The 21,779-nt window shown below is 64.2% G+C and carries 26 protein-coding genes; 4 read left to right on the top strand and 22 right to left on the bottom strand.

Annotated elements, in window-relative coordinates; genetic code table 11:
• Nucleotides 1-49 precede the first annotated feature (49 nt).
• The 7 genes from EM858_RS24155 to EM858_RS24125 form a co-directional block, all read right to left on the bottom strand.
• A complete protein-coding gene (locus EM858_RS24155) occupies nucleotides 50-304 on the bottom strand; it encodes a hypothetical protein (RefSeq protein ID WP_003497070.1) in 255 nt (84 codons plus the stop codon).
• Nucleotides 305-441: 137 nt separating this feature from the next.
• Nucleotides 442-648 carry a hypothetical protein gene (locus EM858_RS24150; RefSeq protein WP_035262738.1) on the bottom strand — a complete coding sequence of 69 codons (207 nt, stop codon included), beginning with the start codon at nucleotides 646-648 and terminating at the stop codon, nucleotides 442-444.
• Nucleotides 649-682: 34 nt separating this feature from the next.
• Nucleotides 683-4,492: a glycoside hydrolase/phage tail family protein gene (locus EM858_RS24145; RefSeq protein ID WP_127758224.1), complete on the bottom strand. Its 3,810-nt coding sequence runs from the start codon at nucleotides 4,490-4,492 to the stop codon at nucleotides 683-685.
• Nucleotides 4,493-4,508: 16 nt separating this feature from the next.
• Entirely contained in the window at nucleotides 4,509-4,943 is a 435-nt protein-coding gene (locus EM858_RS24140; RefSeq protein WP_127758223.1) for an NlpC/P60 family protein, read from the bottom strand.
• Nucleotides 4,940-5,824, bottom strand: a complete 885-nt coding sequence (locus EM858_RS24135; protein ID WP_127758222.1) for a DUF2163 domain-containing protein — start codon at nucleotides 5,822-5,824, stop codon at nucleotides 4,940-4,942. Before EM858_RS24135 ends, EM858_RS24140 begins: the two co-directional genes overlap by 4 nt.
• A complete protein-coding gene (locus EM858_RS24130) occupies nucleotides 5,821-6,459 on the bottom strand; it encodes a TIGR02217 family protein (RefSeq protein ID WP_127758221.1) in 639 nt (212 codons plus the stop codon). Before EM858_RS24130 ends, EM858_RS24135 begins: the two co-directional genes overlap by 4 nt.
• 56 nt (nucleotides 6,460-6,515) lie before the next feature.
• Entirely contained in the window at nucleotides 6,516-7,097 is a 582-nt protein-coding gene (locus EM858_RS24125) for a phage tail tape measure protein (RefSeq protein WP_127758220.1), read from the bottom strand.
• A gap of 112 nt (nucleotides 7,098-7,209) precedes the next feature.
• Between EM858_RS24125 and EM858_RS24120 the strand changes: the two genes are divergently transcribed.
• Nucleotides 7,210-7,437, top strand: coding sequence for a DUF4160 domain-containing protein (locus tag EM858_RS24120; RefSeq protein WP_031233366.1), 228 nt, complete (start codon nucleotides 7,210-7,212; stop codon nucleotides 7,435-7,437).
• Nucleotides 7,430-7,834 carry a DUF2442 domain-containing protein gene (locus EM858_RS24115; RefSeq protein WP_127758219.1) on the top strand — a complete coding sequence of 135 codons (405 nt, stop codon included), beginning with the start codon at nucleotides 7,430-7,432 and terminating at the stop codon, nucleotides 7,832-7,834. The genes EM858_RS24120 and EM858_RS24115 overlap by 8 nt, the downstream gene beginning before the upstream one ends.
• Nucleotides 7,835-7,839: 5 nt before the next feature.
• Here EM858_RS24115 and EM858_RS24110 read toward each other — a convergent pair whose 3' ends face one another.
• Genes EM858_RS24110 through EM858_RS24100 form a run of 3 tightly spaced genes read right to left on the bottom strand, consistent with a single transcriptional unit; the run spans nucleotide 7,840 to nucleotide 8,812 of the window.
• On the bottom strand, nucleotides 7,840-8,049 hold the full coding sequence (locus tag EM858_RS24110; RefSeq protein ID WP_127758218.1) for a rcc01693 family protein: 210 nt from the start codon (nucleotides 8,047-8,049) through the stop codon (nucleotides 7,840-7,842).
• Nucleotides 8,046-8,405 carry a gene transfer agent family protein gene (locus EM858_RS24105; protein WP_127758217.1) on the bottom strand — a complete coding sequence of 120 codons (360 nt, stop codon included), beginning with the start codon at nucleotides 8,403-8,405 and terminating at the stop codon, nucleotides 8,046-8,048. Before EM858_RS24105 ends, EM858_RS24110 begins: the two co-directional genes overlap by 4 nt.
• Complete coding sequence (locus tag EM858_RS24100) at nucleotides 8,405-8,812, bottom strand: phage major tail protein, TP901-1 family (RefSeq protein WP_003521219.1); 408 nt, start codon at nucleotides 8,810-8,812, stop codon at nucleotides 8,405-8,407. The genes EM858_RS24105 and EM858_RS24100 overlap by 1 nt, the downstream gene beginning before the upstream one ends.
• A gap of 90 nt (nucleotides 8,813-8,902) precedes the next feature.
• Between EM858_RS24100 and EM858_RS24095 the strand changes: the two genes are divergently transcribed.
• Entirely contained in the window at nucleotides 8,903-10,102 is a 1,200-nt protein-coding gene (locus tag EM858_RS24095) for an MFS transporter (RefSeq protein WP_164865549.1), read from the top strand.
• Between the two features lie 7 nt (nucleotides 10,103-10,109).
• Here the strand turns inward: EM858_RS24095 and EM858_RS24090 are convergent, their stop codons facing one another.
• The 11 genes from EM858_RS24090 to EM858_RS24040 all read right to left on the bottom strand — a co-directional run bounded on the left by EM858_RS24090 (nucleotide 10,110) and on the right by EM858_RS24040 (nucleotide 18,795).
• Nucleotides 10,110-10,505, bottom strand: a complete 396-nt coding sequence (locus EM858_RS24090; protein WP_127758216.1) for a DUF3168 domain-containing protein — start codon at nucleotides 10,503-10,505, stop codon at nucleotides 10,110-10,112.
• Nucleotides 10,502-10,837 (bottom strand): phage head closure protein, encoded by a 336-nt coding sequence (locus EM858_RS24085; RefSeq protein ID WP_127758215.1) that lies wholly within the window; start codon nucleotides 10,835-10,837, stop codon nucleotides 10,502-10,504. Before EM858_RS24085 ends, EM858_RS24090 begins: the two co-directional genes overlap by 4 nt.
• A gap of 3 nt (nucleotides 10,838-10,840) precedes the next feature.
• On the bottom strand, nucleotides 10,841-11,410 hold the full coding sequence (locus EM858_RS24080) for a head-tail connector protein (RefSeq protein WP_127758214.1): 570 nt from the start codon (nucleotides 11,408-11,410) through the stop codon (nucleotides 10,841-10,843).
• Nucleotides 11,411-11,585: 175 nt separating this feature from the next.
• Entirely contained in the window at nucleotides 11,586-12,854 is a 1,269-nt protein-coding gene (locus EM858_RS24075) for a phage major capsid protein (protein ID WP_127758213.1), read from the bottom strand.
• Between the two features lie 30 nt (nucleotides 12,855-12,884).
• Nucleotides 12,885-13,457: an HK97 family phage prohead protease gene (locus EM858_RS24070; protein ID WP_065654190.1), complete on the bottom strand. Its 573-nt coding sequence runs from the start codon at nucleotides 13,455-13,457 to the stop codon at nucleotides 12,885-12,887.
• 28 nt (nucleotides 13,458-13,485) lie between these two features.
• Nucleotides 13,486-13,806, bottom strand: a complete 321-nt coding sequence (locus tag EM858_RS24065) for a DUF6107 family protein (RefSeq protein ID WP_003521211.1) — start codon at nucleotides 13,804-13,806, stop codon at nucleotides 13,486-13,488.
• Between the two features lie 194 nt (nucleotides 13,807-14,000).
• Nucleotides 14,001-15,167, bottom strand: a complete 1,167-nt coding sequence (locus tag EM858_RS24060) for a phage portal protein (RefSeq protein ID WP_127758212.1) — start codon at nucleotides 15,165-15,167, stop codon at nucleotides 14,001-14,003.
• A 269-nt stretch (nucleotides 15,168-15,436) separates the two neighbouring features.
• Nucleotides 15,437-15,745 carry a Dabb family protein gene (locus tag EM858_RS24055; protein WP_003522330.1) on the bottom strand — a complete coding sequence of 103 codons (309 nt, stop codon included), beginning with the start codon at nucleotides 15,743-15,745 and terminating at the stop codon, nucleotides 15,437-15,439.
• 58 nt (nucleotides 15,746-15,803) lie between these two features.
• Nucleotides 15,804-16,442: a hypothetical protein gene (locus EM858_RS24050; protein WP_127758211.1), complete on the bottom strand. Its 639-nt coding sequence runs from the start codon at nucleotides 16,440-16,442 to the stop codon at nucleotides 15,804-15,806.
• 569 nt (nucleotides 16,443-17,011) lie between these two features.
• Nucleotides 17,012-18,271: a DNA-packaging protein gene (locus EM858_RS24045; RefSeq protein WP_164865548.1), complete on the bottom strand. Its 1,260-nt coding sequence runs from the start codon at nucleotides 18,269-18,271 to the stop codon at nucleotides 17,012-17,014.
• The gene (locus EM858_RS24040) at nucleotides 18,268-18,795 is read right to left on the bottom strand and encodes a hypothetical protein (RefSeq protein WP_127758210.1); all 528 of its coding nucleotides are present in this window, start codon (nucleotides 18,793-18,795) and stop codon (nucleotides 18,268-18,270) included. Before EM858_RS24040 ends, EM858_RS24045 begins: the two co-directional genes overlap by 4 nt.
• A gap of 440 nt (nucleotides 18,796-19,235) precedes the next feature.
• Here EM858_RS24040 and EM858_RS24030 point away from each other — a divergent pair, with 440 nt between their 5' ends.
• The gene (locus tag EM858_RS24030; RefSeq protein WP_164865551.1) at nucleotides 19,236-20,876 is read left to right on the top strand and encodes an alpha/beta-hydrolase family protein; all 1,641 of its coding nucleotides are present in this window, start codon (nucleotides 19,236-19,238) and stop codon (nucleotides 20,874-20,876) included.
• 23 nt (nucleotides 20,877-20,899) lie between these two features.
• On the opposite strand, the gene EM858_RS24025 is transcribed toward EM858_RS24030, so the two are convergent.
• On the bottom strand, nucleotides 20,900-21,739 hold the full coding sequence (locus EM858_RS24025; protein WP_127758208.1) for an SDR family oxidoreductase: 840 nt from the start codon (nucleotides 21,737-21,739) through the stop codon (nucleotides 20,900-20,902).
• Nucleotides 21,740-21,779 lie beyond the last annotated feature (40 nt).

Here is a 21,779-nt window from a genome sequence, read left to right as displayed (position 1 = left end):
ATGCTAAATGTGTCGGATTGTTTTCCGATATTTCGGCGATGCGGGCAAGCTACATCGGCACGCGCATCGTCACCTTGCGCGGGCGTTCGCCATTGCCCTGGACGAGAACGGTGACGACACAGGACTGACCGTCACCGGAAGGATAGACCGAAAGCAGCTGACCGCCGGTTTCGCGCACGACGCGGGCGACGGCTGCGCCGCAATCGCTCGCCGCCAGAATGTAATGGCCCTGCAGATCAGCCTCGGGCGCCGTGAAACCGGAAAGCCCGGCTGCAAGCGTCGCGATGATGAGAGGTGATGCCATTCTACAAACTTCCAAAAAACCGGGTGCGTCTCGAACCGTATTGTGACCGAATATGTAGCGCAAAGCGTCTGAATGGCAAATGAATGCCGCCCCCGCCGCATGGGCGCAAGGCGGGAACGGCGTGGTCGCGGGCGCTGTCAGCGAATGGCGCTGGTCGCGGAAAGGCGGCCGTAAAGTGCGACCAGACCGCCGATTCCGCCCGCAACCGTCACCAGCCCGTCCGCAAGTTCTCCTTGCAGACCGGCGGGCAGATCAAGGCCGGCGATGCTGAAAAGCGGTGCGAAAACCGCGACCAGGGCGCCCCAGATCGTGCGCGATTGATACCATGCTTTGGTGCTGTCCATAGTCTCATCCTTTGCGTTGTTTTACAGGCACATGTCAGATCGGGAGGGTGGCCTGCGCCACCACGCCCGGGGGCACCGCGCGGCCGAGCATTCGGACACGCACGGAAATGTGATCCCGCAATGCCGGGAAATCTGTGAGTTCGTCTGCGGCGGGGTAAAACCAGAAGGGTTGCGAAACCTCCGCCATGCGCCGCACGGTCTCGCCGTCCAGCACCTCGATGCGATAAAGCTCGAAGGGCTCGTCCAGCGGGATGTCGCTCGCATCCCAGCCGTCGGCCTCCACCCGGCCCCGGCGTTTCCACCTGATGAAAACGCCGTCGCCGCGCCGCTCGGCGGCAAGATGCGCCGGCGCGAGCGGTGTCAGCGCCCGCAGGCCGCCCTCGAAGGCAAAAGGACGGCTCGGCGCGCCCGCCATTCCGGCGGCTTCCGCAATCCAGTTCAGGCGACGCCCGCGCTCGCTCGCGGCAAGACCGAGCGGCTGCACCGCCACATCCAGAACCACCACCGGCGCACCTTTCGGCGCGCCTGCGGCGAGCGCGTCTTCCGTGCCGGCGAGCCCCCGCAGAAGAGAGGAGAGCCGCCAGCGTGCGGGGGCGATTTCCTCGGCCTTTGCGAAGGCGACGATTTCCCACACGCCGTTCGCCGCCTTGATGGCGAGACGGTTCTCGCCGTTCAGTACCGAAAGCTCCCCGGCCGACGATACCTCGCCGAAGGGCAGATCGACGACAACGGTGTTTTTCCGGTCGAAGCGGCCGGAAGGGCCCGATGTCAGCGGCATTGCCAGCGCGCCGATCATCGCCGGCCGGTCCAGCAGCACGCGTTGCCGGTAACCTTCCCTGCCCGGCGACGCGGAAATGATGATTGGCCGCCAGGGCTTTGCAAGCGCCGCAATCCGCGCCGAATCCTCCGGCGCGGTGCCGTCATGGTAGGGCAGATCGAGAAACAGCACTTCGGGCGCGAAACCTTCGGCTCCGCTTGCGCCGCTGCTGCGCCGTTCCTCCGCACCGCCGGCAAAGACCGGAAAGGCAGCAGAAAAGGCCCGCGCCTCCACCTGCCGCACTGCGCCGTCCTCGATCCGGCTAACCAGAAACCGCCCTGCCGGCGCCTGCGGGAAAGCCCCTTCCGGCAAACGGATACAATCACCCGGTTCAAGCGCGATATCGCAAGGCGGCAGAGCAAAGCGCAGGCTGCGCCGCGCCTGCCGATTGTCGCGCAACAGCGCCTCGACAGCGGCTTCCGCCGTTTCCGCAGGCAGGGCAGCGTTAAGATCGAGCCGCACCACCCGACTACCGGCATTGTCGATTCGGCGGGACCTTGCGCTTGCCTGCTCGTAATCCAGCGCCGGGTTGAAAGAGGTCAGCACGGCTTCGGCAGCGAAATCGCTGTCATGGCCGCGATTTTCCGACCAGAGCGGCTCGTCCTCCAGATCGGCCAGCACGGCAATATCCCGCACCGGCAAGACCGCCGTATTGCGGGAGCGGAAACGCAGTGTTCCGCCATCTTCCGCCACATCCACCTGAAACGCCGCCATCAGCGGCTCCAGCAGGTTGCGGGCCGAGGTCACGTCGCCCTGCACATAACCTCCCAGATCGCCACTGACCGCGGAAACATCGAAGTCGGAAAAGCCGTGATCGGTGAGGATGGCGGCGATGGTATCGGCAAGTGTGGCCGTTCCCAGCCGGCCATTCAACCAGTGGCCCGTGCGCCAGTTGCCGCCATCGCTCCATGCCGCGCCATTCTGCGGAAAGGCCGGAAAAGGCCGCGCATCCCAGGTCCACAGATAGACCCGGTTTGCATCGACCATCGCCGCATCGCCCTTTTCCCAATGGTCGAGATGCGCCTCCAGAAACCGTCGCTGCTGGCTGTCGGCGCGGTTGCGGCGGGAAAAATAGGGAAAGGCGTTTTCCGCCGATTTTGGATCGGGAAAGACATTCGGGCGCGTCGCGCTCTTGTCCACCGCCGGGCAGCCGAGTTCGGTGAACCAGATGGGCTTCGAGCGCGGCGCCCACGCCGTCGGCGTGGTTTTCTCTGTTCCCCGCACCCGGTCGAAATGGAGGTTTCCCCACCAGTTGCGCAAGTCCTTGTAACGGAACACCCATGGCTTGCCTCGCATCCCGTCGGTAATCGGCGTGCGCCGCCGCGCCGTCCGGTCCGCATCGCTGGCATAATACCAGTCAAAGCCTTCGCCCGCCGTAATGGCGCGGCGGAAACCTTCGGCATCGTCCGGGCCGGTCATGCCGTCCGGATTGCCGTTTGCGACATCCTCGTCGCGCCAGTCGGAAAGCGGCATGTAATTGTCGATGCCGACGGCGTCGATATTCGGGCTCGCCCAGAGCGGATCGAGATGGAACAACACGTCGCCCGAGCCGTCCGCCGGCTGGTGGCCGAAATATTCGCTCCAGTCCGCCGCATAGGTCAGCTTCACCGTCGGCCCCAATATCGCCCGCACATCGCCCGCCAGCCGCAGCAATTCCCCGACAAAGGGAAAGGCATCGTTCTCGTCCCTAAGCGCTGTCAACCCGCGCAGCTCCGAGCCGATCAGGAAGGCATCCACTCCCCCCGCCTGGGCCGCCCGGGCCGCCAGCGCCGCATAATGCAGCACCATACGGCGATAGCCTTCATCGCGGTTGCAGAAGGCGGAAACCTGCGCCCGTGCACCCGCGCTGCGATCCGCAGAGCCGGCCCTGCCGGGTGCGGGAAAGCAGGTGATGCGCCCACGCCAGGCATAGGCGTCCTGCTCGCTTTTGCCATAGGGGTCCGGCAGACCATTGCCGATCGGAACATCCATCATCACGAAGGGGTAAAGGCACACCCGAAGGCCGCGCGCCCTGAGATCGGCGATCGCCTGCAACACGCTTTCGTCGTTCGGCGTGCCGCCATAGGCCGGGCCGCCGCCATGATGGCTGACGGGATGCGCCTCATCGCGCGACAGGCCGGCGACGGACCATGGCGTGGTTTCCCCGTCTCGGCCGGCCACTTCCACGCCCGGCAGAATGCGGCATTCCCCCACCCGCATATCCGTGCCGAACCAGCTCACCACCAGCGCCACGCTCTCAAGATTGGGGCACAGATCCAGCAACTCGTCGATCGCAGCAGCCCAGTCGGTCGCGGCGGTCAGGCCGTTGCGGTTCATGATGCGGCTTTGGCCGATCCCCGTCCTTTCGCAAACCTGCGCAGTGGCGTAACCGTGCTCGGTGGCGCCCGGAATGACGGTGATGGCGCGGATGGATTTTTCCAGCCGGCCGACCGGCCGCACCACCTCGAACTGCATGAGCGGAATGCGGTTGCCGAAACCGTCGAGCGGCAGGCGTTCGAACACCACATAGGCCAGTCCGCGAAAGGCCGGCGCATTGCCCGCCCCCTGCTTCGCCTCGATCAGCGGGTCGGGCAATTGCGTCTCGCTGCCGGGATAAAAGCGCATCTCCACGGCACTCAGGTCCAGTTCCCGCCCATCGGCCCAGACGCGCCGCACCCTTGCCGCCTCGCCTTCACACAGGCCGATGGCAAAGCTTGCGAAATACCGAAATGTCTCCACTTTCGGGCCGCGATTGCCCTTGCCGCCGCGCCGCTCCACCTCCACGCTTTCTTCGAAACGCGTCGCCCAGATCAGCGTGCCGCCGATCCGTGCTGCGCCGTAAAGCCGGTTGATCGCCGCTCCCTCATCCGCCCCCGGAATGCGCGCCGTGGAGAGCCGCGCGCCCGTTACCGTCCGCCCGTTCGAGAGCAGCGTGCGGTCGATGGCATTGCCCGCCAGCGCCCCGGCCGCCCGGCCGATCACCGCGCCCAAAGGACCGAAAATGCCGCCGAGTGCCGCGCCTGCCGCCTGAAAAACGATTGTCGCCATGCTTGCCTCGAAAAATTCAGGGACCGGGAAAACGGAAAACGCCGGCGATGCGCCGCCGCCAGCCCGGCACCAGCGCCGAACGCACCACCGCCGCCTGTTCATAGGCATGGATGAAATGCTGCGGACCGGCGAGAATGCCCAGATGCTTGGCCGCCGCATCGGCCCGCCAGCGGAACAGCAGCAGGTCTCCCGACCTTGCCTCTTCCAGGCCCGACACCGCCGGAAAATGGCGTTTTGCCGCCGCCATCAGCCGGTCCTCGCCGCCGCGTTCGGCCCAATCGGGCGCATAGGGCGGCGGCAATTCCGGTTCGTGGCCGTAAAGGTCCCGCCAGATGCCGCGAATGAGGCCGAGGCAATCGCAGCCGACACCCTTCAACGAGGCCTGATGCCGATAGGGCGTGCCGATCCAGCCTTCGGCGAGCGCCAGCACTCTTTCGCCGGGATCGCTCATGAAAACAGCGCCCCGCCGTCATGGCTCTCGCCGCCCGCCGCATAGGAATAGGCGAAATCCGCCCCCGGCAGATGCGGAAAGCCCCGGAAATTCAGATGATTGGCGAATTTTGCCCGGCAGGTGGAAAAACTCTTGTCGCAGCCGGCGGTGACGGAGAACCTATCTCCCGGCAAAGGCGTCTGTTCCGGCAGCAACCAGAAGGACAAAAGCACCCCGCCGTCACGCCGCTCCTGCCCGTCGAGATAAAACCCCTTGCCGGCGAGCGGGCCGGTCAGAAAACGCAGCTTTCCCCGGCTGAAAAAACCATCGGCAAAGGCATCGAGCCCGGAGACGAGCAGGCCGCCCGAGGCGTCCACCGCCGCCACGCGGCCATGCCCGGTAAAGCGCGCCAGATCGACACTGCAACGCCTGTCGCCAAGGGCGGCGTCGCAGCGCCGCCCATAGACCCTGCCCTGCGGCTGGCCGAGGCGATGGGCAAGACTGCGCAGCTCGGCGCGAAACGCCCCGCCGGCCCGCGTTACCTCGCCAATTTCGCGCATGTTCAGCAGCACATGCTGGTCAGACGCCTGCCAGTTGACGAGGAAAAGCTCCACCCTCGCGCCATCGAAACGCCCGGCGGCCAGATCGCCTTCCGCAATCGCCTCGCTTGAAAAACCGCCGGCCACCTCCCCGGCGCCTGCGCCCAGCCCCGTTTCGCCGTCGTTATCGCTGGCAGCGAAACCGCTGGCGGCAAGGTAGGAGGTGCCGGCAAACGATATCGCCTCGTCATGATCGGTAAAACCGATCACCGCGCCGTCCTTCAGTGTCACCTTCCAGCAATGGCATGTCGTCGTCGCATCTTGCCCGAGATGCTCGGCAAAGGCAGCGGGAATGGTTTTCATGGCAGGATTTCCATCAGTGGAATGGAGGGAATACGGCCCGCCTCGAAAGCGGTCAGGTTCACGTCGATACGGTCGATCCCGAAGCGGACCGGCACGTCGAATTCGAAACCGGCGCGGATCGCGGCGCCGGCGGGCGGCACCCGCCCGGCACGGAACACGATCATGCCGGTTACATGATCGACCGCCACATCAGCCGCTTCGACCTTCACCCCCTCGACCGAGACCATGACCGAGCCTTCGGCCGGTTTTTCTATCCGCCGCACGAAGGAGCCGCCCGCATCGGCATAGGTTTTCAGCAACTGAAAACGGGCCGTCATCCCGTCGCCGGTGCCGATCCTCTGATCGGTCGCGGCGGGCGTCTCCCCCGGCGGGCAGGATTTGAAATCCACCGGGTCGCGAAAACGAAAGCCGTAAAGCTCGCCGCGCCGCGCCTCGAAAAAGGCGAGCACCTCATAAAGATCGGCGACGGAGCGGATGCCGGATCCGGCGTCATAGCCGCGTCTGGCGTTCCTCCAGCGCTGGTTGCGGCTTTCGCGGCCATTGGACAGGTTGACGATGTCCGTCCGCCTCACCGGCCCGCCGCTCACCCCGAGTGCGAGCCGCAGCGGAAACCGCACTTCATGAAATGCCGCCATGTCGTTGTTCCTGGATTCTTTTCGATGGTCTTGAACCGTGGGAGGACGCGCGTGCGTCACAATCCGCGCTGGCCGCGCCCGACGCTGCGCGCCAGCATGGCGGCGATCTGGCCTTCGCTTTTCCGAAAGCTCGCAGCATCCGTCGCCGTCACGTTAAAAACGATCTGCGCCCCGCCTCCGCCGGAAGGCGCGGCAACGCCGAGAGCGCCATCCGAACCGCGCTTCAGCGGCAGGATCGCTTCCGCCCCCGCCTCGCCCATCAGACCAAGCCCGCCGCCCATTGGAAAAAAGGCGGGGCTGGAAACGACGCCGCCATCGGCAAAGGGCGTGATGCTGTGTCCCGGCACACCGCCATCGGCAAAAGCGAACAACGAACCGCTGCCGTTCAACAGCCCGCTGACGGCATTGCCGATCATGCCCTCCAGCGGTTTCAGACCGGCCGAGAGTGCGATGCCGGACAGCCGCTGCCCCAACCCGCGCAATACATCGTCCAGCCCTTTGCCGCCCGCCGTCGCCGCCTGCAGGGCCGAGGTCAGGGCCGTTCCGAACCGCTCGGACCGGCGTTCGAGATCGCCCATCACCTCGGACAGCGCCTCCGCCTCTTCCCGGTTCTCCGCCATCGATCCTTCGCCCGCCATCGCGCTTGCCTTTCTGATTCAACTGGGGAATGCATGGTGCTGAAACAGCTCTCAAAAACTGCTGCTCCAACCCACACTCTTTTAAAACCCAACTTCTTGGGTTATGGTTCTCATGGTCACGGTTCTCCGCCAGCATGGCATGCGTTTTGTCATCTACACGGCCGATCACGAGCCGCCGCATGCCCATGTCTATGGAGAGGGTGAAGCCCGTATCGACATCGTCAGCCTCGTCGTTCTCACACAGGGCGGCATGTCGGACCGGGATGTGCGGCGCGCCGTCGCCGTCATCGAGGAAAACCGGAAGCTGTTTATGGAAACCTGGAGACGATATCATGGTTGAGGTCAGCGATGCCGAACTTGCCGCCGCCAAGGAACGCTGGCAAAAAGAGCGCGCCGAGCGCCCCATTCCGGTTTCCGTACGTTTCGAAACGGCCTCGGCCCGTGTCATCGTCGATTTCGCCAACGGCGCCTGCTTCATGTTTCCCGCGCGGGCGCTCGAAGGTTTGCAGGACGCGACCGCCGAACAGCTTGCGGATGTCGAACTGCTCGGCGAGACGGGTCTGCATTGGGAAACGCTCGATGTCGACTATACGATCAGCGGCCTGATGAACGGTATTTTCGGCAGCCGCGCGTTCATGGACGCGCAGCGCAAGGGCGGGCAATCCCGCTCTCCTGCCAAGACGGCAGCCAGTCGCGCGAACGGTGCCAAGGGCGGCCGTCCGCGAAAAATGCCCTGACGCCGTTATCTGTCCGGAAACCGCCGCATCATCGCTTCCATCGCCTGACGATCCGGGCCGCGGGGAGCGGCGTTGCCGCCCGTCATCGCGAAGAATTCCCGCGGGGTCAGCCGCCAGAAGGTTTCGGAGGAGAGCCGCAGCAGGCAGAAGCCGGCATGGATCACCGCCTCCCAGGGGAACGGGCGCGGCGTCGTTTCGCCTGCTGCGGCGCTCAAGGGTCCGGCGGCGTCTCGCCTTTCAGGCCGCCGAAGGTGGCGGTCAGAAGATCGGCGACGATGGCGGCATGGCCGGCAATGCCGCCTTCCACCGTGGCGGCGGCCACATCCTCATCGGAAAAGACATTGCCCGCGCCGCGCAGGCCCGCGCCGATCACCCTTACCATGTCGACCGCCTTCATGCGGCCGCTCGCGAAACGTTCGGCGAGCGCGGTAAGATCTTCGGCTGCAAAGGCGGTTTCGAGTTCGGCGAGAGCCCCGAGCGTCAGGCAGAGAATGCGCCTTTCGCCGTCGATCAGCGCCTCGATCTCGCCGCGATGGCGGTTCGCCCGCCCGTAACGCAAACGCTCAGCCATCACAGCGCTCCGAATGTGAGAAGACCGGCCGATTCCAGCGCGATCTCGAATTGCACCTCGCCATCGTGACGGCCGGAATATTCAAGCGCCACGATCTGGAACGGTCCGGTAACGATGCCGAAACCGGGAATGACAATCTGCCAGCCGGGAATGCTGCCCGCAAAAAATGCGCCGCGCACCAGCGCATCGCTTGCCTGATCCTTGAAGATGCCAGAGGCCGTGAGCGATGCCCGCTGCACGCCGGCGCCGGCAAGAAGCTCCCGCCAGCGCCCCGCGCTTTCGGCGTCCGTCACATCGACCGCCTGCGCATTGAAGGCCAGCCGCTTTGTCCTCAGCCCCGCAACGGTTGCGTAGGAACCGGCATTGTCGATCTTCAGCAGCAGGTCCTTGCCCTTCTGCGCCACCATGTTGTTTCCTTTCGTCTCGATTGATGTTGCGGGGTCGCGACGGGCCTGCTACCAAAAGCGTTCCTGCACCTCGCACCCCGCGATCTCACCATGTCCGACGCTGCCCCCCTGACGTCTCGCGCGCGCCTTATCGGCGTGCTTGCGGTCGGGCAGATCGTCAGCTGGGGTAGCGGTTTCGATATGCTGGCCGTCCTCGGGCCACGGATCGGCAGGGAACTGGCCATTACCAACGGCGTGGTTTTCGCCGGCCTCACGATCATGATGACCATCAGCGCCCTGTGCGGCCCGCTGCTTGGAAGAATGCTGGTGCGCCACGGCGCGGCGCCAGTGCTGGCGGCCGGTTCGGTGTTCTTCGCGGCCGGCTTTGCCGTGCTCGCCTTTGCGGGCGGGGCGGTGAGCTATCTCTTCGGCTGGGCCGTGATGGGTTTTGCCGCCACCTGCGGCCTGACGACGGCGGCCCATGCGGCCGTGGTGGAACGCGTGGGCGCGGAAAGCGGCCGGCTGCTGACGCTGCTGATGCTGTTCACCGGGCTTTCGGCGGCGGTTTTCCTGCCGGTCACCACCATTGCCGATCAGCATCTCGGCTGGCGCGGCACGCTTGCCGCCTATGCCTGTCTGCAAATCTTCATCCTGCTGCCGCTCTATCTTTTCGTGCTTCCCGGCCGGCCGGCCCGAAAAGAGGCAAAGCCGAAAGAAGCAACGGCGATGTCGCCCTCACCGGTCGATACGCGGCGCGCCTTCGTGCTGCTGGCCGCCATGACGACGATCAGCGCGTTCACGACCTTCGGCCTGTCACCGCTCCTGCCGCTGCTTCTGGTTCAGGCCGGCGCGACGCAATCGCTTGCGGTGCAACTGGCATCCGCACGCAGCGTCCTTGCGATTACGGCGCGCGGGCTGGATTTCCTGCTCGGGAAGCACGGAAATCCCTTCCTCACCGCCATGATCGGCTTCTGTCTGCTGCTCTTCTCCCTGCTGCTGTTGCTCTTTTTTGCCCCGGCCATGCCTGCCTTCATCGGCTTCATCGTTTTCTTCGGCTTCGGCGCCGGCGTGCTCACCGTCAGCCGGGCCGTGTTGCCGCTCGCGGTATTTTCCCCGGAAGAATATGGGCTTCAGGCCGCGCGCATCTCCCTGCCGCAGAACCTCGCCATTGCCGTGGCGCCGGTCGTCTTCACCCTGGCGCTCGATCGCGGCGGCGTATCCGCCATGCTCACCATCGCCTCCGTGCTGATCGGCATTTCGTTTCTGCTGCTGATCGTTCTGTGGAAAACCGTACGCAGGCACGGTTCCTGAAACGGCGCTACTCCGTCACCGCCCTGAAGCGCATTTCCGCGATGAAATTCCGTGTCTTCGCCTCGCGCCGCGAACGGCTGGAAAGAAGATGCAGATTGACGAGAGAGACGCCGGCAATCGGCAGTGCGGCATCATCGAGCAGGATCTTCACCCGGTCGACGATTTCGCCGGCACCCCTGCGGCCATTGGCGTCGCTCCATATCTGCAGCGACAGGAAATGCTCCTCGGCCTTTTCCGTCGCCGTCGAATAGTCCCGGCTTTCGAGATCGTCGATAACGATGCATGGCAGAGCCACGCGCGGCAGAAGCCGGTCGACGATGCCGCCGGGGATGAGCGCTGTCAGTGCCGCATCGCTGCCGAGCCTTGCGAAAATTGCCTGCAGAAGCAGGTTTGCGGCGCTCATCGGCTTTCCTCCTCGCAGCGGCAGACAATGAAGCGGCGGGTCTCATCCGGGTCCATCACCGCCCGGATCGCCAGAATGCGGCGGCCCCTGCGAAAGCGCAGGCCGGCGGCGATGTCGCCGCGGTAAGCCAGCCAGACGCGGTGGGTGATCGTCACGCCCTCGGCCGAGGCCCGTTCATGCGACGCCTCCGAAACGGGTTCGATCGCAGCCCAGAGCGACCGCAGGAAATTCCAGCTTTCGGCAGCACCGCCCTGCCCGTCCGGCGTTTCGGTCCGCACCTCCAGTTCCAGCCGCGCCGTCAACTTGCCGGGATCGAGAAAAACAAGGTTCATGTCTCAAAGCCCCAGACGGCAGAAAGGCGCCACCAGCCGCTCGTAGCCGGCGGGAATAGCGGCGGGCTGGTTTTCCGGGGCAACCGCGCCGCGAAAGGCAAACATCTGCGCCACATGCACCAGCATGGCGCGTTTCAGCGTGTCGGGCACATCCGTTCCCGCTTCGCCATAGCCGGCAATGAAATCGATCTCGATGCCGTTCATCGCCCGTCCCGGAGCGGGAAGATCGCGCAGCCACAGCCTTGCCGGCCGCGCCGCGCCATCGAGCAATTTTTCCCCGGCGGTGATATCCGCCGAGCGCCCCTCACCGTCAAAAACCAGTATAGTTTCGATGGCTTGCACCGGTGTCCTGGCAATCGGAATCACGCCGTTCTCAGGCCACCGGTCGAGATAAAGCCGCCAGGTCTGACGGATGAGGCAAAGTCCAGTCGTGCGTTCCAGATGCTCGCGGGCGGTGCGGATGAGCGCGGCAAGAAGCGCGTCCTCATCGCCGCTGTCGAGACGCAGATGCGCCTTCACCTCGGCAAGCGTCAGCGGCTCCGCCTGCGGCGGATGAATGAGGGCATAGGTCATGGGGTCTCCGGAAGGAAGATAATCGCACTAGCGAGCGTGTACCGCTTGTTTCTTCTCCCCGAGGGGGAGAAATCCGCGGCAGCGGGATGAGGGGGCAAGGGTAGATGTGTTCGGAGAGCTTGCCCCTCATCTGCCCCTTCGGGCATATTCTCCCCGGCGGGAGAAGAAAGGGCGGTCAATTCACTCCGAATTTCACCAGCTTGATCGCCTCGAAATTCTGCACGCCGCCGCCCACGCGTTTGGTGGTGTAGAACAGCACATAGGGTTTGGCCGAATAGGGATCGCGCAGGATGCGCACCCCGGTACGGTCGACGACGAGATAGCCGGCGCGGAAATCGCCAAAGGCGATGGCGAAGCTGTTGGCCGCCACATTCGGCATGTCCTCCGCCTCCGTCACCGGAAAGCCCATCAGCGAGGCCGGCTGGCCGGCGGCGGCGGGCGGATGCCACAGATAGGCGCCGCTGGTATCCTTGAAGCGGCGCAGCGCCCCTTGCGTCTTGCGGTTCATCAGGAAGGTTCCGTTCTGGCGGTGGCCGGCCTTCAGCGCATAAACGGCATCGAGCAGCACATCCATCGGCCCGGCCGAGGCGAAACCGGCCGAAACGCCGGTCGCGACATAACCGATATTGCCCCAGCTCCAGCCATCATTGGCGACGGCCGCATAGGAGAGGAAACCCTTGGGCTTACTCGCGCCATCGCCGGCAATAAAGGCGGCGGCCTCCTGTTCGGCGAAAGCGATATCCACTTCGGAGGCGATCCAGGCTTCGATATCGACTGCCGCATCATCCAGCAGGCCCTGTGTCGCCGCCGGCATGGCGTAAAGCTCCATGGTTGGGAAGGAAAGCTCGGCAAGCTGCGGCGTTGCCGTTTGCGGACGCGCCGCCGTTTCGGAAACCCAGCCGGTCGTCATGCCGCCGGGCGAGAAGGGTTTCTTCAGCACGGCGGCGGAAACCTGCCGGACGGTCGCCAGCGCACGGATCGGCGAAATCGCCGTCATGCGCCGGCCGATTTCGCCATCCGTCTCGTTCGGCAGCAGAAAACCGCCATCGGCACCGGTCGAACCGGCAAAGGCCTTGGCCTCCAGATCGCGCAACGCGCCCTCCTCGCCGCGACGGATATAGGCCTCGAAAGCGGCCTTGTGCTCTTCGGCATCGTGGGAAAGCGCATCCTTGCGGCCAAGCGCGGGACGCGCTTTCTTGAGCGCCAGATCGTCCATGATCCGGCGGTTGTCGTCGAGCGCCCTGTCGATGCGGTCGAGCTTGTCGCGGGTCACGACATCCGCGCCCATCTTGCGCTCGATATCGGCAAGCCGCTGGTCGTTGGTCTCGCGAAAGGCCTCGAAGGCCTCCATGAACTCATCGAAGGCCGCCGTCACCGTATCGGGCACGGCCTTCACCTGCGGCGCGACGGTCATCGGGGCCGGTTTCGTCATCTGGTCTGTCATGTCGTTTCCTTGTTGGTGATTGTCCGGAAGTCAGCGTTTGGGTGTCGTGTCGAACAGCGCGCGGGCGGCGCGGCGCATGGTGCGCACCAGCTCGGTCTCGCGGTCGCGGAAGAAGCGGGCATGCTTGACGTCGGAAACGCGCGCCGAGGGCAGCATCGGGAAGGTCACGACCGAGATTTCCCAGAGGTCGGCTTCCAGGATGCGTCGGACGCCGTGGCTCGCCGCCTTGCCGGAACGCACCGTTCGGAATCCGATGGACAGCCCGTCCAGCGCCCCGGTCTTCATCAGCGAATGCACCTCGCGGGAGCGGGCGACGCCGGGGGCGAGAACGCCCTCGACATAAAGGCCGCGCTCGTCCTCGCGGATGGTGCGCCAGGCGCCGATGGGCTCGGCCGGATCGTGCTGGTAGAGCATGCGGATGCCGGCTGCGCCCCGCTCCTCGATGGAGCGGCGGAAAGCGCCGCGCTCGATGACATCCTGACCGAGATCGACCTCGCCGAAGACGCTGGCATAACCGGAAAAGGTGCCATCGCTGGTAATGCCGCGCAGTTCCAGATTGGCGAATTTGCGCGTGGCGGGACGCGGCCCGCGATAAACGTGCATGGAAAACTCCTGCGATGTGAAGGAAATGTCAGGCGCGCGGGCGCGCACCGTAACGGTCGGCGATGCGCACCAGCACGCCCAGCCCCCACCACGCGCCCATGCTGGCGGCGGCGGAACCCGCCACCATGATTTCCCGGCCCGAAAGCGCACCGGCGATATCGAGCTGCTGCACGATCCACAGGCCGATAGGCCCGCCGAAGATCATGCCGCAGGAAACGCCGGTGATGAAACGGCTCGCGGCCTCGCGTCTGCTTTTCGGCAGGAGATAAACGAGCGATACACCCGCGCCCGCCACGGCGCCGGTGATGCGGGCGGCCCAGATGCCGGCCTCATTGGCGAATTCAGACATGGGTAATCATTCCGTTCTAGGATGTGGTTATCGGGCGGACGCGCCGCGTCGCACGCAGGCGCTTTTTGCGCGCCTGCGCCGGTGATTTTGCGAATCTTCGGAATCGCTTGGACGGAAGACCTCACAGGGAGATTCCGCTTCTTCAGAAAATGATTGAACAGGAAACTGGGGTTCCGATCCCGCCGGGGCGGCGATCAATAACCGACGGCTTCGCGCTTTTCCTCGTCGCTCAGGAACGAGGCCGCGCCGATGCGTGCCCAGAGCGCATCCCGCTCGCCGGCAAGCCCGGCAATTTTGTCGAGATCGGGTTCGAGCCTCAGCCCAGAGCCGAAGACCGGAGAAAGCCAGCCGCAGAGCCTCGATGCCGTGCGATAAACGAGCGGCAGGACGGTCAGGCGATAAAAGGCGCGGTTCGCCTCCTGGTAATTGGCATAGGTATTGTCGCCGGGAATGCCGATCAGCATCGGCGGCACGCCGAGCGAAAGAGCAATATCGCGCGCCGCCCCATTGCGGGCCTCGAGAAAATCCATGTCGCGCGGCGAAAGACCCATGGCCTTCCAGTCCAGCCCGCCTTCCAGAAGCAGCGGCCGGCCGGCATTCATCGCCCCCTGATAGCCTTCCTCCAGCTCACGCTTCAGCCGCTCATATTGTTCGGTGGAGAGATTACCGCCCTCCTTCGGCTGGTAGACCAGCGCGCCGGATGGCCGGGCGGAATTGTCGAGCAGGCGCTTGTTCCACTGGCTTGCGGCATTGTGCAGATCGAGCGCGGCCCCTGCGGAGGCGAGCGGCGCAAAACCCGCCCGGTCATCCAGCGGATGGAAAAGTTTCAGATGCAGCAGCCCCAGCCCGTCCCGCTCGGCGGCGATGCGCCGGGAGGCGCGGCCCTCGGCGCGGTAATCATAGGCCACCGGCCAGCCATCCGGCCCCTCGACGATGCTGACCCGGTCGGGCCGCAGCAGATGCAGCTCGCGCAGCCGCCCGCCCACCATCAGCGGCTCGATATAGGCATTTCCGGCGAGCATGAGGTGACCATAAAGCGCCTCGAAGAAATCCGGCCCGCCCATATGGGCGCCCGGTTTTGAGAGCAGCGCCAGGAGCGGATGATCGGCGAGTTCCTCTTCGCCATCATAAAGCAGCCAGCTGACGGAAGCCGAGGTCTCCGCCACCATGCGGGCGGCCCGGTGCGCCACTGGGTTCTTCATGAAGCCCTCGCGGGCAAGTGCGGCATAGGACCGGCCCGACCAGAAGGCCTGCCCGCCCTGCACGGCAACCGCCATGAAGCCATCGGCCATTTTCCGGCTTTCAGGCACGGCTCTGCCATCCGCCGGGCGCAGCCACGGCAGGGAAAAGGGAAATCGCATGGAGTTGTCCTTGTTTTGATGGCGCGCGGCGTCGACTCCTGCGGCGTCGCCCGCGTGGGGTTTTAACCGACAGGGTAGGCGCTGAAATTTCTGACGACGTCCTGAAAGCTCTCTTTCGTCATGCTCGGGCCTGTCCCGAGCATCTGCAACGTCTCGATTTTATTGGACGTGATCAGATCCTTGGGACAAGCCCAAGGATGACGTCGCGCGTGAGACACCCTGTCCGCACAGCGGCAATATTTCGCGCCGACTTCGGTGAAACCGGACGTTTACCGGATCGGCGCTTTCACCGCCGTATCGCTGTCGAAATCGGCGGCAACGCGGGTCTCGCGCAGCGGCTTTACCGTGCGGGTCGAAAGATCATAAGCTGGGTCGGCCTTGTAAGCGGCCAGCGCCGCCTCGTTTTCGAACTCGCCATAGACGATGAAATCGACCGAATTGCCCCATTGGTCCTTCTTCACGTTCTCGCCGATTTCCAGCTTCAGCGAATGCGGTATCGCGGTGAGGCCCGAAAGCCCCCTGCGCACGGCGTCGCGGTTTTCCTCGGGAACGGTGAAAAAGACGATATGGCGGATCACGGTGTCACCTGTCATGCAAACTTAAAAGGCGGCCTTTTCGGCACCGGGTAACGGGTTATCATCTGGCCCGCCCGGGTTCAATCCGCGCGGCGACAAGCGCGTGATGAAATGCGCGCCCGTAACCGCCCACCAGCCGCGCGCGGTCGCTGCCATTGATGATGGCGCGGGCGCCGTCCCAATCCTCGCGCCCGTCGCTGAAGAAATCGGCGAGCCTGCGGCCGGTGAAGCCGCCGCCCGCCATGCCGTGGATCAGGATCGCGGTGGCCACCTCCGCCTCCATGGCACGCTCGGGCCGCTCCAGGAGATCGACGCCCGTTAGCGCCGACATGGCCTCGTAATTGCGCCGATGCGTCAGTTGCACGAAGCCGCGCCCCAGCCAGCTTTTACCCTCCGTATCCGGCCGCCAATAGGGCTTGCGCACCATCGGCAGCCTGCCCGCCGCAAAGGCGCGGTCGAGCCTTGCCATCGCCTCGGCATCGCTTGCCGCCAATGTCTCGCGCACGGGCTGCATGGTCGCCGCCGTCTCATGAAAGGCCGTCGCCAGCATATAGGCGAGCCAGCGCGGATCGCCGCCCGGCATCGACTTTTCGAACCCTGCCAGCATCGTTTTAGTGCCGGCAAGCTGGGCTGCGCGCAGGCGACCGGCAAAAATGGAAATCCGCGCCGACGCGAAGAATCGCGCCTCGTCATAGGCCATGATGGCTCCTGAAAATGATGGGCGATACGACGCCCGGTTTTTCCACATGCAGGCCGCCGGAACTAAATCGATTTGAAAAAACCTTAATCGATTTTAATCCGCGCCCCGGGGTTTTGGGGTAAAAAATTCCTTGAATTCCGGAACCTTAGCGCGCTAACTCCATTCACCGCGCAATCCTGCAGCGTTAACCATTCAAGGAGGAATGCCACCATGACAGCGACAATCCCCCAGACCGTTTATGACCGTCTCGAAAACGAGTGGCGCCAGATGCGCGAAACCGGCTCTCAGCCGAAACCGGCGCAATCCCCGAAGAAATAATATCCGCCAGACGCCCGAAATCGGGCGTTGACGGTGCCTGGGCTTTTCTTCTCCCCGCCGGGGAGAAGATGGCCCGAAGGGTCAGATGAGGGGGCAAGCTCTCCGCATCTGTCTACTCTCCCAGCGCATCTTGACCGTGGCCCCCTCATCCGGCGCTGCGCGCCACCTTCTCCCCGGCGGGGAGAAGAAACAGGCGGTATCCGCTCGGCCTGCAATTGGCATGCATTCGCCTGAGCCAATCACCCACGAAGTTACATCCCCCGCACCTTCGGTTCACTCACCACCATCGTCGTCAGCGCGGTTATCGCCCAGACGAGCGCATCCAGCCGATCCGGCGAGCGCCCCGACGAAAGACCATCCGGCCCGAAATCCGTCATCTGGTCTTCCAGCTTTTCAAACCGCGCGGCGTGGCGCACCCTGCCCTGTTCGTAGAGTGCAGCGACCGGCTCGGCGCGGGTGAATTTGCCGCGGCTCGCCCGCACCAGCGTCAGCGGCAGGTTGGCGTCGATGCTCTGCAGCATGGCGCGCACCATCTCGCCGCCCTGATTGACCTCCGCCACCACCCGGTCCGCCTCGTGGCGGCGAAAGGCGGCGACCACGGCGCGGGCCCAGCCGGCCGGCGTTTCGCCCTCCACCGAACAATCCGCAAGCACGTTAAGACGCCCGGACATGCCGAGCCCCGCCACGACGATGCCGCAACAGGAATGTTCACCCACGCCGGCGGGCGGGTCGACCGCCACCACGATCCGCATAAGCGTTTCATGCGCCGCTTCGACAATCGCTTCCAGATCGGCACGTTTCCACAGCGCGCCCTCGCGCTCGTCGATCAATTCACCGCCGATTTCCTGACGCCCCAGCCGGGTGCCGCCATAGCGGTCCTGCATGGCTTTGAGAAAACCGGGCGAGAGATTGCGTGCATTCATGGCCGTCGGCATCCGCGCCACACGTGTCGAGGGATCGGCGAGAAGCGCCTTTAAAAGCGGAATGGGCCGTGGCGTGGTGGTCACCAATTGCCGGGGCGTTTCACCCAGACGCAGGCCGAATTGCAGCATATCCCAGGTTTCCTGCGGATATTTCCATTTGCCCAGCTCATCCGCCCAGGCCATGTGAAACTGCGGGCCGCGCAGGCTTTCCGGGTCTTCCGAGGAAAACACCTGCGCCATCGCGCCGTTGGGCCAAAGGAGCCGCCGGCGCGAAACCTCGAAGGCGGGGCGATGGCGGCGGGCAATACGGCAGATGCCGGAAATGCCGTCGATCATCACCTCGCGGGCGTCGCCCAGCGTTTCGGCTACGAGCGCGATGCGCAAATCCGACTGTTTGCCGGCGGATGCGACACGATGCACCCATTCCGCCCCGGCACGGGTCTTGCCGGAACCGCGCCCGCCGATCAAAAGCCATGTCCGCCAGTCGCCCTCCGGCGGCTGCTGCGGCAGGTTGCCGATGAAACGCCAGTCGCGCAGGAGGTTGAAGACCTGCGCCTCCAGATGGGGTCCGGTCGACATATCCGTCATGTGTCGGCTTCTGCGGATGGGCTGCGGGCGGGATCGGCCTCCATCTTCGCACGGCATTTCTGTTCAGCCAGTTCGTCGATGCGGTTGAGGAAATGCGCCACCGCCGCTTCGTAATCCCCGGCCTCGGTTTCGTCTTCGCCGAAAAGAGCTTCCCTCTCCTCCGCCAGCACCCGTTGCAGGGCGTCGATCCGCTCCAGCGTGCGCACGATCAGCGAAAGCTGGTCCGTCGCGGCCTTCACATCGGCGCGCGCCAGCTTGCCCGAAGCATCCTCCGCCGTCGCCAGAAAGGCCGCTTCGCTTGCCTGCCGGAGATTGCGGTACAGGCAGAACTGCTCGCGCATCTCCTCCGTCAGCTCGTTCAGCAATTGCCGCAGGCTGCCATTGCGCGCCGCATCTTCGGCAGCCAGCCTGTCGGCGCGAGACTTCGTCTCCGGCGCGGCTCCCGGCATGTCCTCACCCGCATAGGCGGGCGTTTCCGGCCAGACGCCGTAGAGCGCCGGATCGCAATTGCTGGACATTGTCATGGGATTGGCCTGCGAGAGAGATGGAAAATGGGTACGGGATGCACGCGGTTCATTTGCGGGCGGCGCCTCTCCACAACCCTCATTCCTGTGCTTGTCACAGGAATCCAGTCGACGCGCGTCTGCGCGGCGGAAGGAGTCTTTTCAGCCCAAGGACTTGGGCTGGCTGGATTCCTGTGACAAGCACAGGAATGAGGGAAGAGAGCAAAGGCTTGTTATTTGTAAAATCCAGCGCTCTGATATTTTGAATCAACCCAGCCGCAAATCTCCGACTGTAGCCAAACACTACCAAACCACCGTCACGCTGTAAAGGATTATTTTCCTATCTTTGTGATTTTTATCCTGATCGCAGGATTTGCACCCTCGTCCGTCACATATTACACTCAGCACCAGGCGGTGAGCACAAGGGGCGAGTCAAGTTGGTGAAACAATGGGTTGAGCGGTTGTTTGCAGGTCTTTCGGCAACCGGCATCGTCTTCGGCACTATTCTGTTCTGCGCTTCACTCACGCCCTCGCTCTTGCCGCGCACCTGGCTGATGCAGGGCGTGCTGTGCGGCTTTTCCTTCGCCATCGGTTATCTGATCGGTGTCGCCCTGCACGCCATCTGGGCCTATCTGGAGCTGCCCGAACCCTCGCACCATAATGCGCGCGGCATTCGTTTTCTCATCGCACTTGCCGCCGCCATTACGGCCATCGCGTTTTTATGGCAGGCGAAGGACTGGCAGAATTCCATCCGCGTTTTGATGGAGCTCGATCCGCTGCCCAGTGCCCATCCCACCAAGACTGGCGGCCTTGCGGTGCTGGTCGCCGCCATCCTCATCGGCGCCGGCCGGCTGTTTCAGCTTATCCGCCGGTTCTTTGCCGCGCGCAGCCGCCATTTCCTGCCGCGACGCCTTGCCAATGTGCTGGGCATCGCGGTGGCAATCATCCTCTCATGGATGCTGCTCAATGGGCTGATCTTCGACATCGGCCTCAGATTTGCCGATTCCTCGCTGAAACAGGTGGATGCGCTGATCGAACCCGACGTGCCGCGCCCGTCAGATGCGCTCAAGACCGGCAGCAGCGCTTCGCTGATGACATGGGAATCGCTCGGCCGTCGCGGGCGCGAATTCGTCGCCGAAGGCCCGGCGAGCGCAGAGATATCCGCCTTCACCCATCGCCCGGCAAAGGAGCCGCTCAGGGTCTATGCGGGCCTCAACTCGGCTTCGACGCCAGAAGAAAGAGCGGCCTTGGCGCTGGAGGAGCTGAAACGGGTCGGCGGTTTCGAGCGCAAGGTGCTTCTGGTGGTCATTCCTACCGGCACCGGCTGGATCGACCCGGAGGCGCTCGATACGGTCGAATATCTGCATGATGGCGATATCGCCAGCGTCGCCGTGCAATATTCCTATCTCTCCAGCTGGATCGCGCTGCTGACGGAGCCGGATTACGGTGTCGAGACGGCGCGCGCCCTGTTCGAGGCCGTCTATGGCTACTGGACCACGCTGCCGAAGGAAACGCGGCCGAAGCTTTACCTGCATGGCCTCAGCCTCGGTTCGCTCAACTCGCAGAAATCCTCGGATCTTTACGATGTGCTCTCCGACCCGTTCCAGGGTGCGCTGTGGAGCGGTCCGCCCTTTTCCAGCCCGACATGGCGCATGGCCACCAATGGCCGGGTGAAGGGCACGCCGGAATGGCTGCCGCGCTTCCGCGATTCCTCCGTCATCCGCTTCGCCAACCAGTATACCACCGCCCATATGCCCGATGCGGAATGGGGCCCGATGCGGATCGTCTATCTGCAATATGCCAGCGACCCGATCACCTTCTTCGAAGCCGCCTCGCTCTACCGCCGGCCGCAATGGATGGCGCATCACGGGCCCGACGTTTCCACATCCTTCCGCTGGTTCCCGGTCGTCACCCTGCTGCAACTCGGCCTCGATGTCGCCGCCGCCACCACCGCGCCCATCGGTTATGGCCACGTCTATGCGCCGGAACATTATATCGATGCATGGACGGAAGTAACTGCACCAAGCGGCTGGAACGCGGAGGATATCCAGCGGCTGAAAATGTTCTTCAAGGCCCGCCGCGGCTCCACCGATCCGGCTTGAGCGCGGCGGGCTCGCTTTGAGCCTCAGCCCTTCAGCCGGTCCAGATTGTCGGCGATATAGGTCTCCAGTGAACGCGGCGCATGGCCGGTCAGCGTCTCGACATCGCCGGTTACCACCGCTGTCCAGCCTTCGCGCACGGGATAAAAGATCGAGGCGAGGAACGAGGCATAGTCCTGCGGCACGCCCGCACCGGTGAGGATGCCGATGAAGACCTCATCCGAAACGGCAGCGTAGGACACCGGCTTGCCGATCGCCTGCGATATCAGCGCGGCCGCTTCGCCGTAACCGAAGGCCTTCGGACCCGTCAGGTTGAAAGCCTTGCCGTTAAAGGCGTCAGAAGTCAGGGCTGCGGCGGCGCTGTCGGCGATATCGCGCACATCGATGAAGCTCGACTTGCCCTCGCCGGCCGGCACGGCGATCTGGCCGTGATCGATGCCGGCCTTCCAGTAGCTGTGGAAATTATCGGCAAACCAGTTAGGGCGCAGGATGACGTAAGGCGTGCCCGAAGCGATGATCTTCAGCTCGATCTGGCGATAGGGGATGGAATCATCGGCATCGACGCCGAGGACGCTGAGGAACACGATCTTCACCCTGCGGCGCGCCGCCTCCTCGACAACGGGCGTCAGCGCGTCGATGGCATCCAGCCGCCCGCCCGCGAGGATAAGGAACAGACGGTCGACACCGTCGAAGGCATCCGCATAAGTCGAGGCGTCGGTATAATCGAAACGTACCCCTTCCGCGCCGTCCGTGGCGTTGCCGCTGCGCGAGGCGGCCTTCACGCTTTCGCCCTTGGAAAGCAGCGCCTTCACCAGCGGTGTGCCGATGGTGCCGGTGGAACCGATTACGAGTATCTTGCCTGTCATCTCAAATCTCCGTAGTATCTAATGGAAACCATGTTTCGAA

Origin of the sequence: Agrobacterium sp. CNPSo 2736, from assembly GCF_004005385.1 — a bacterium.
GTDB lineage: Bacteria > Pseudomonadota > Alphaproteobacteria > Rhizobiales > Rhizobiaceae > Agrobacterium > Agrobacterium leguminum.
This window is presented reverse-complemented; position numbering and strand designations above follow the sequence as displayed.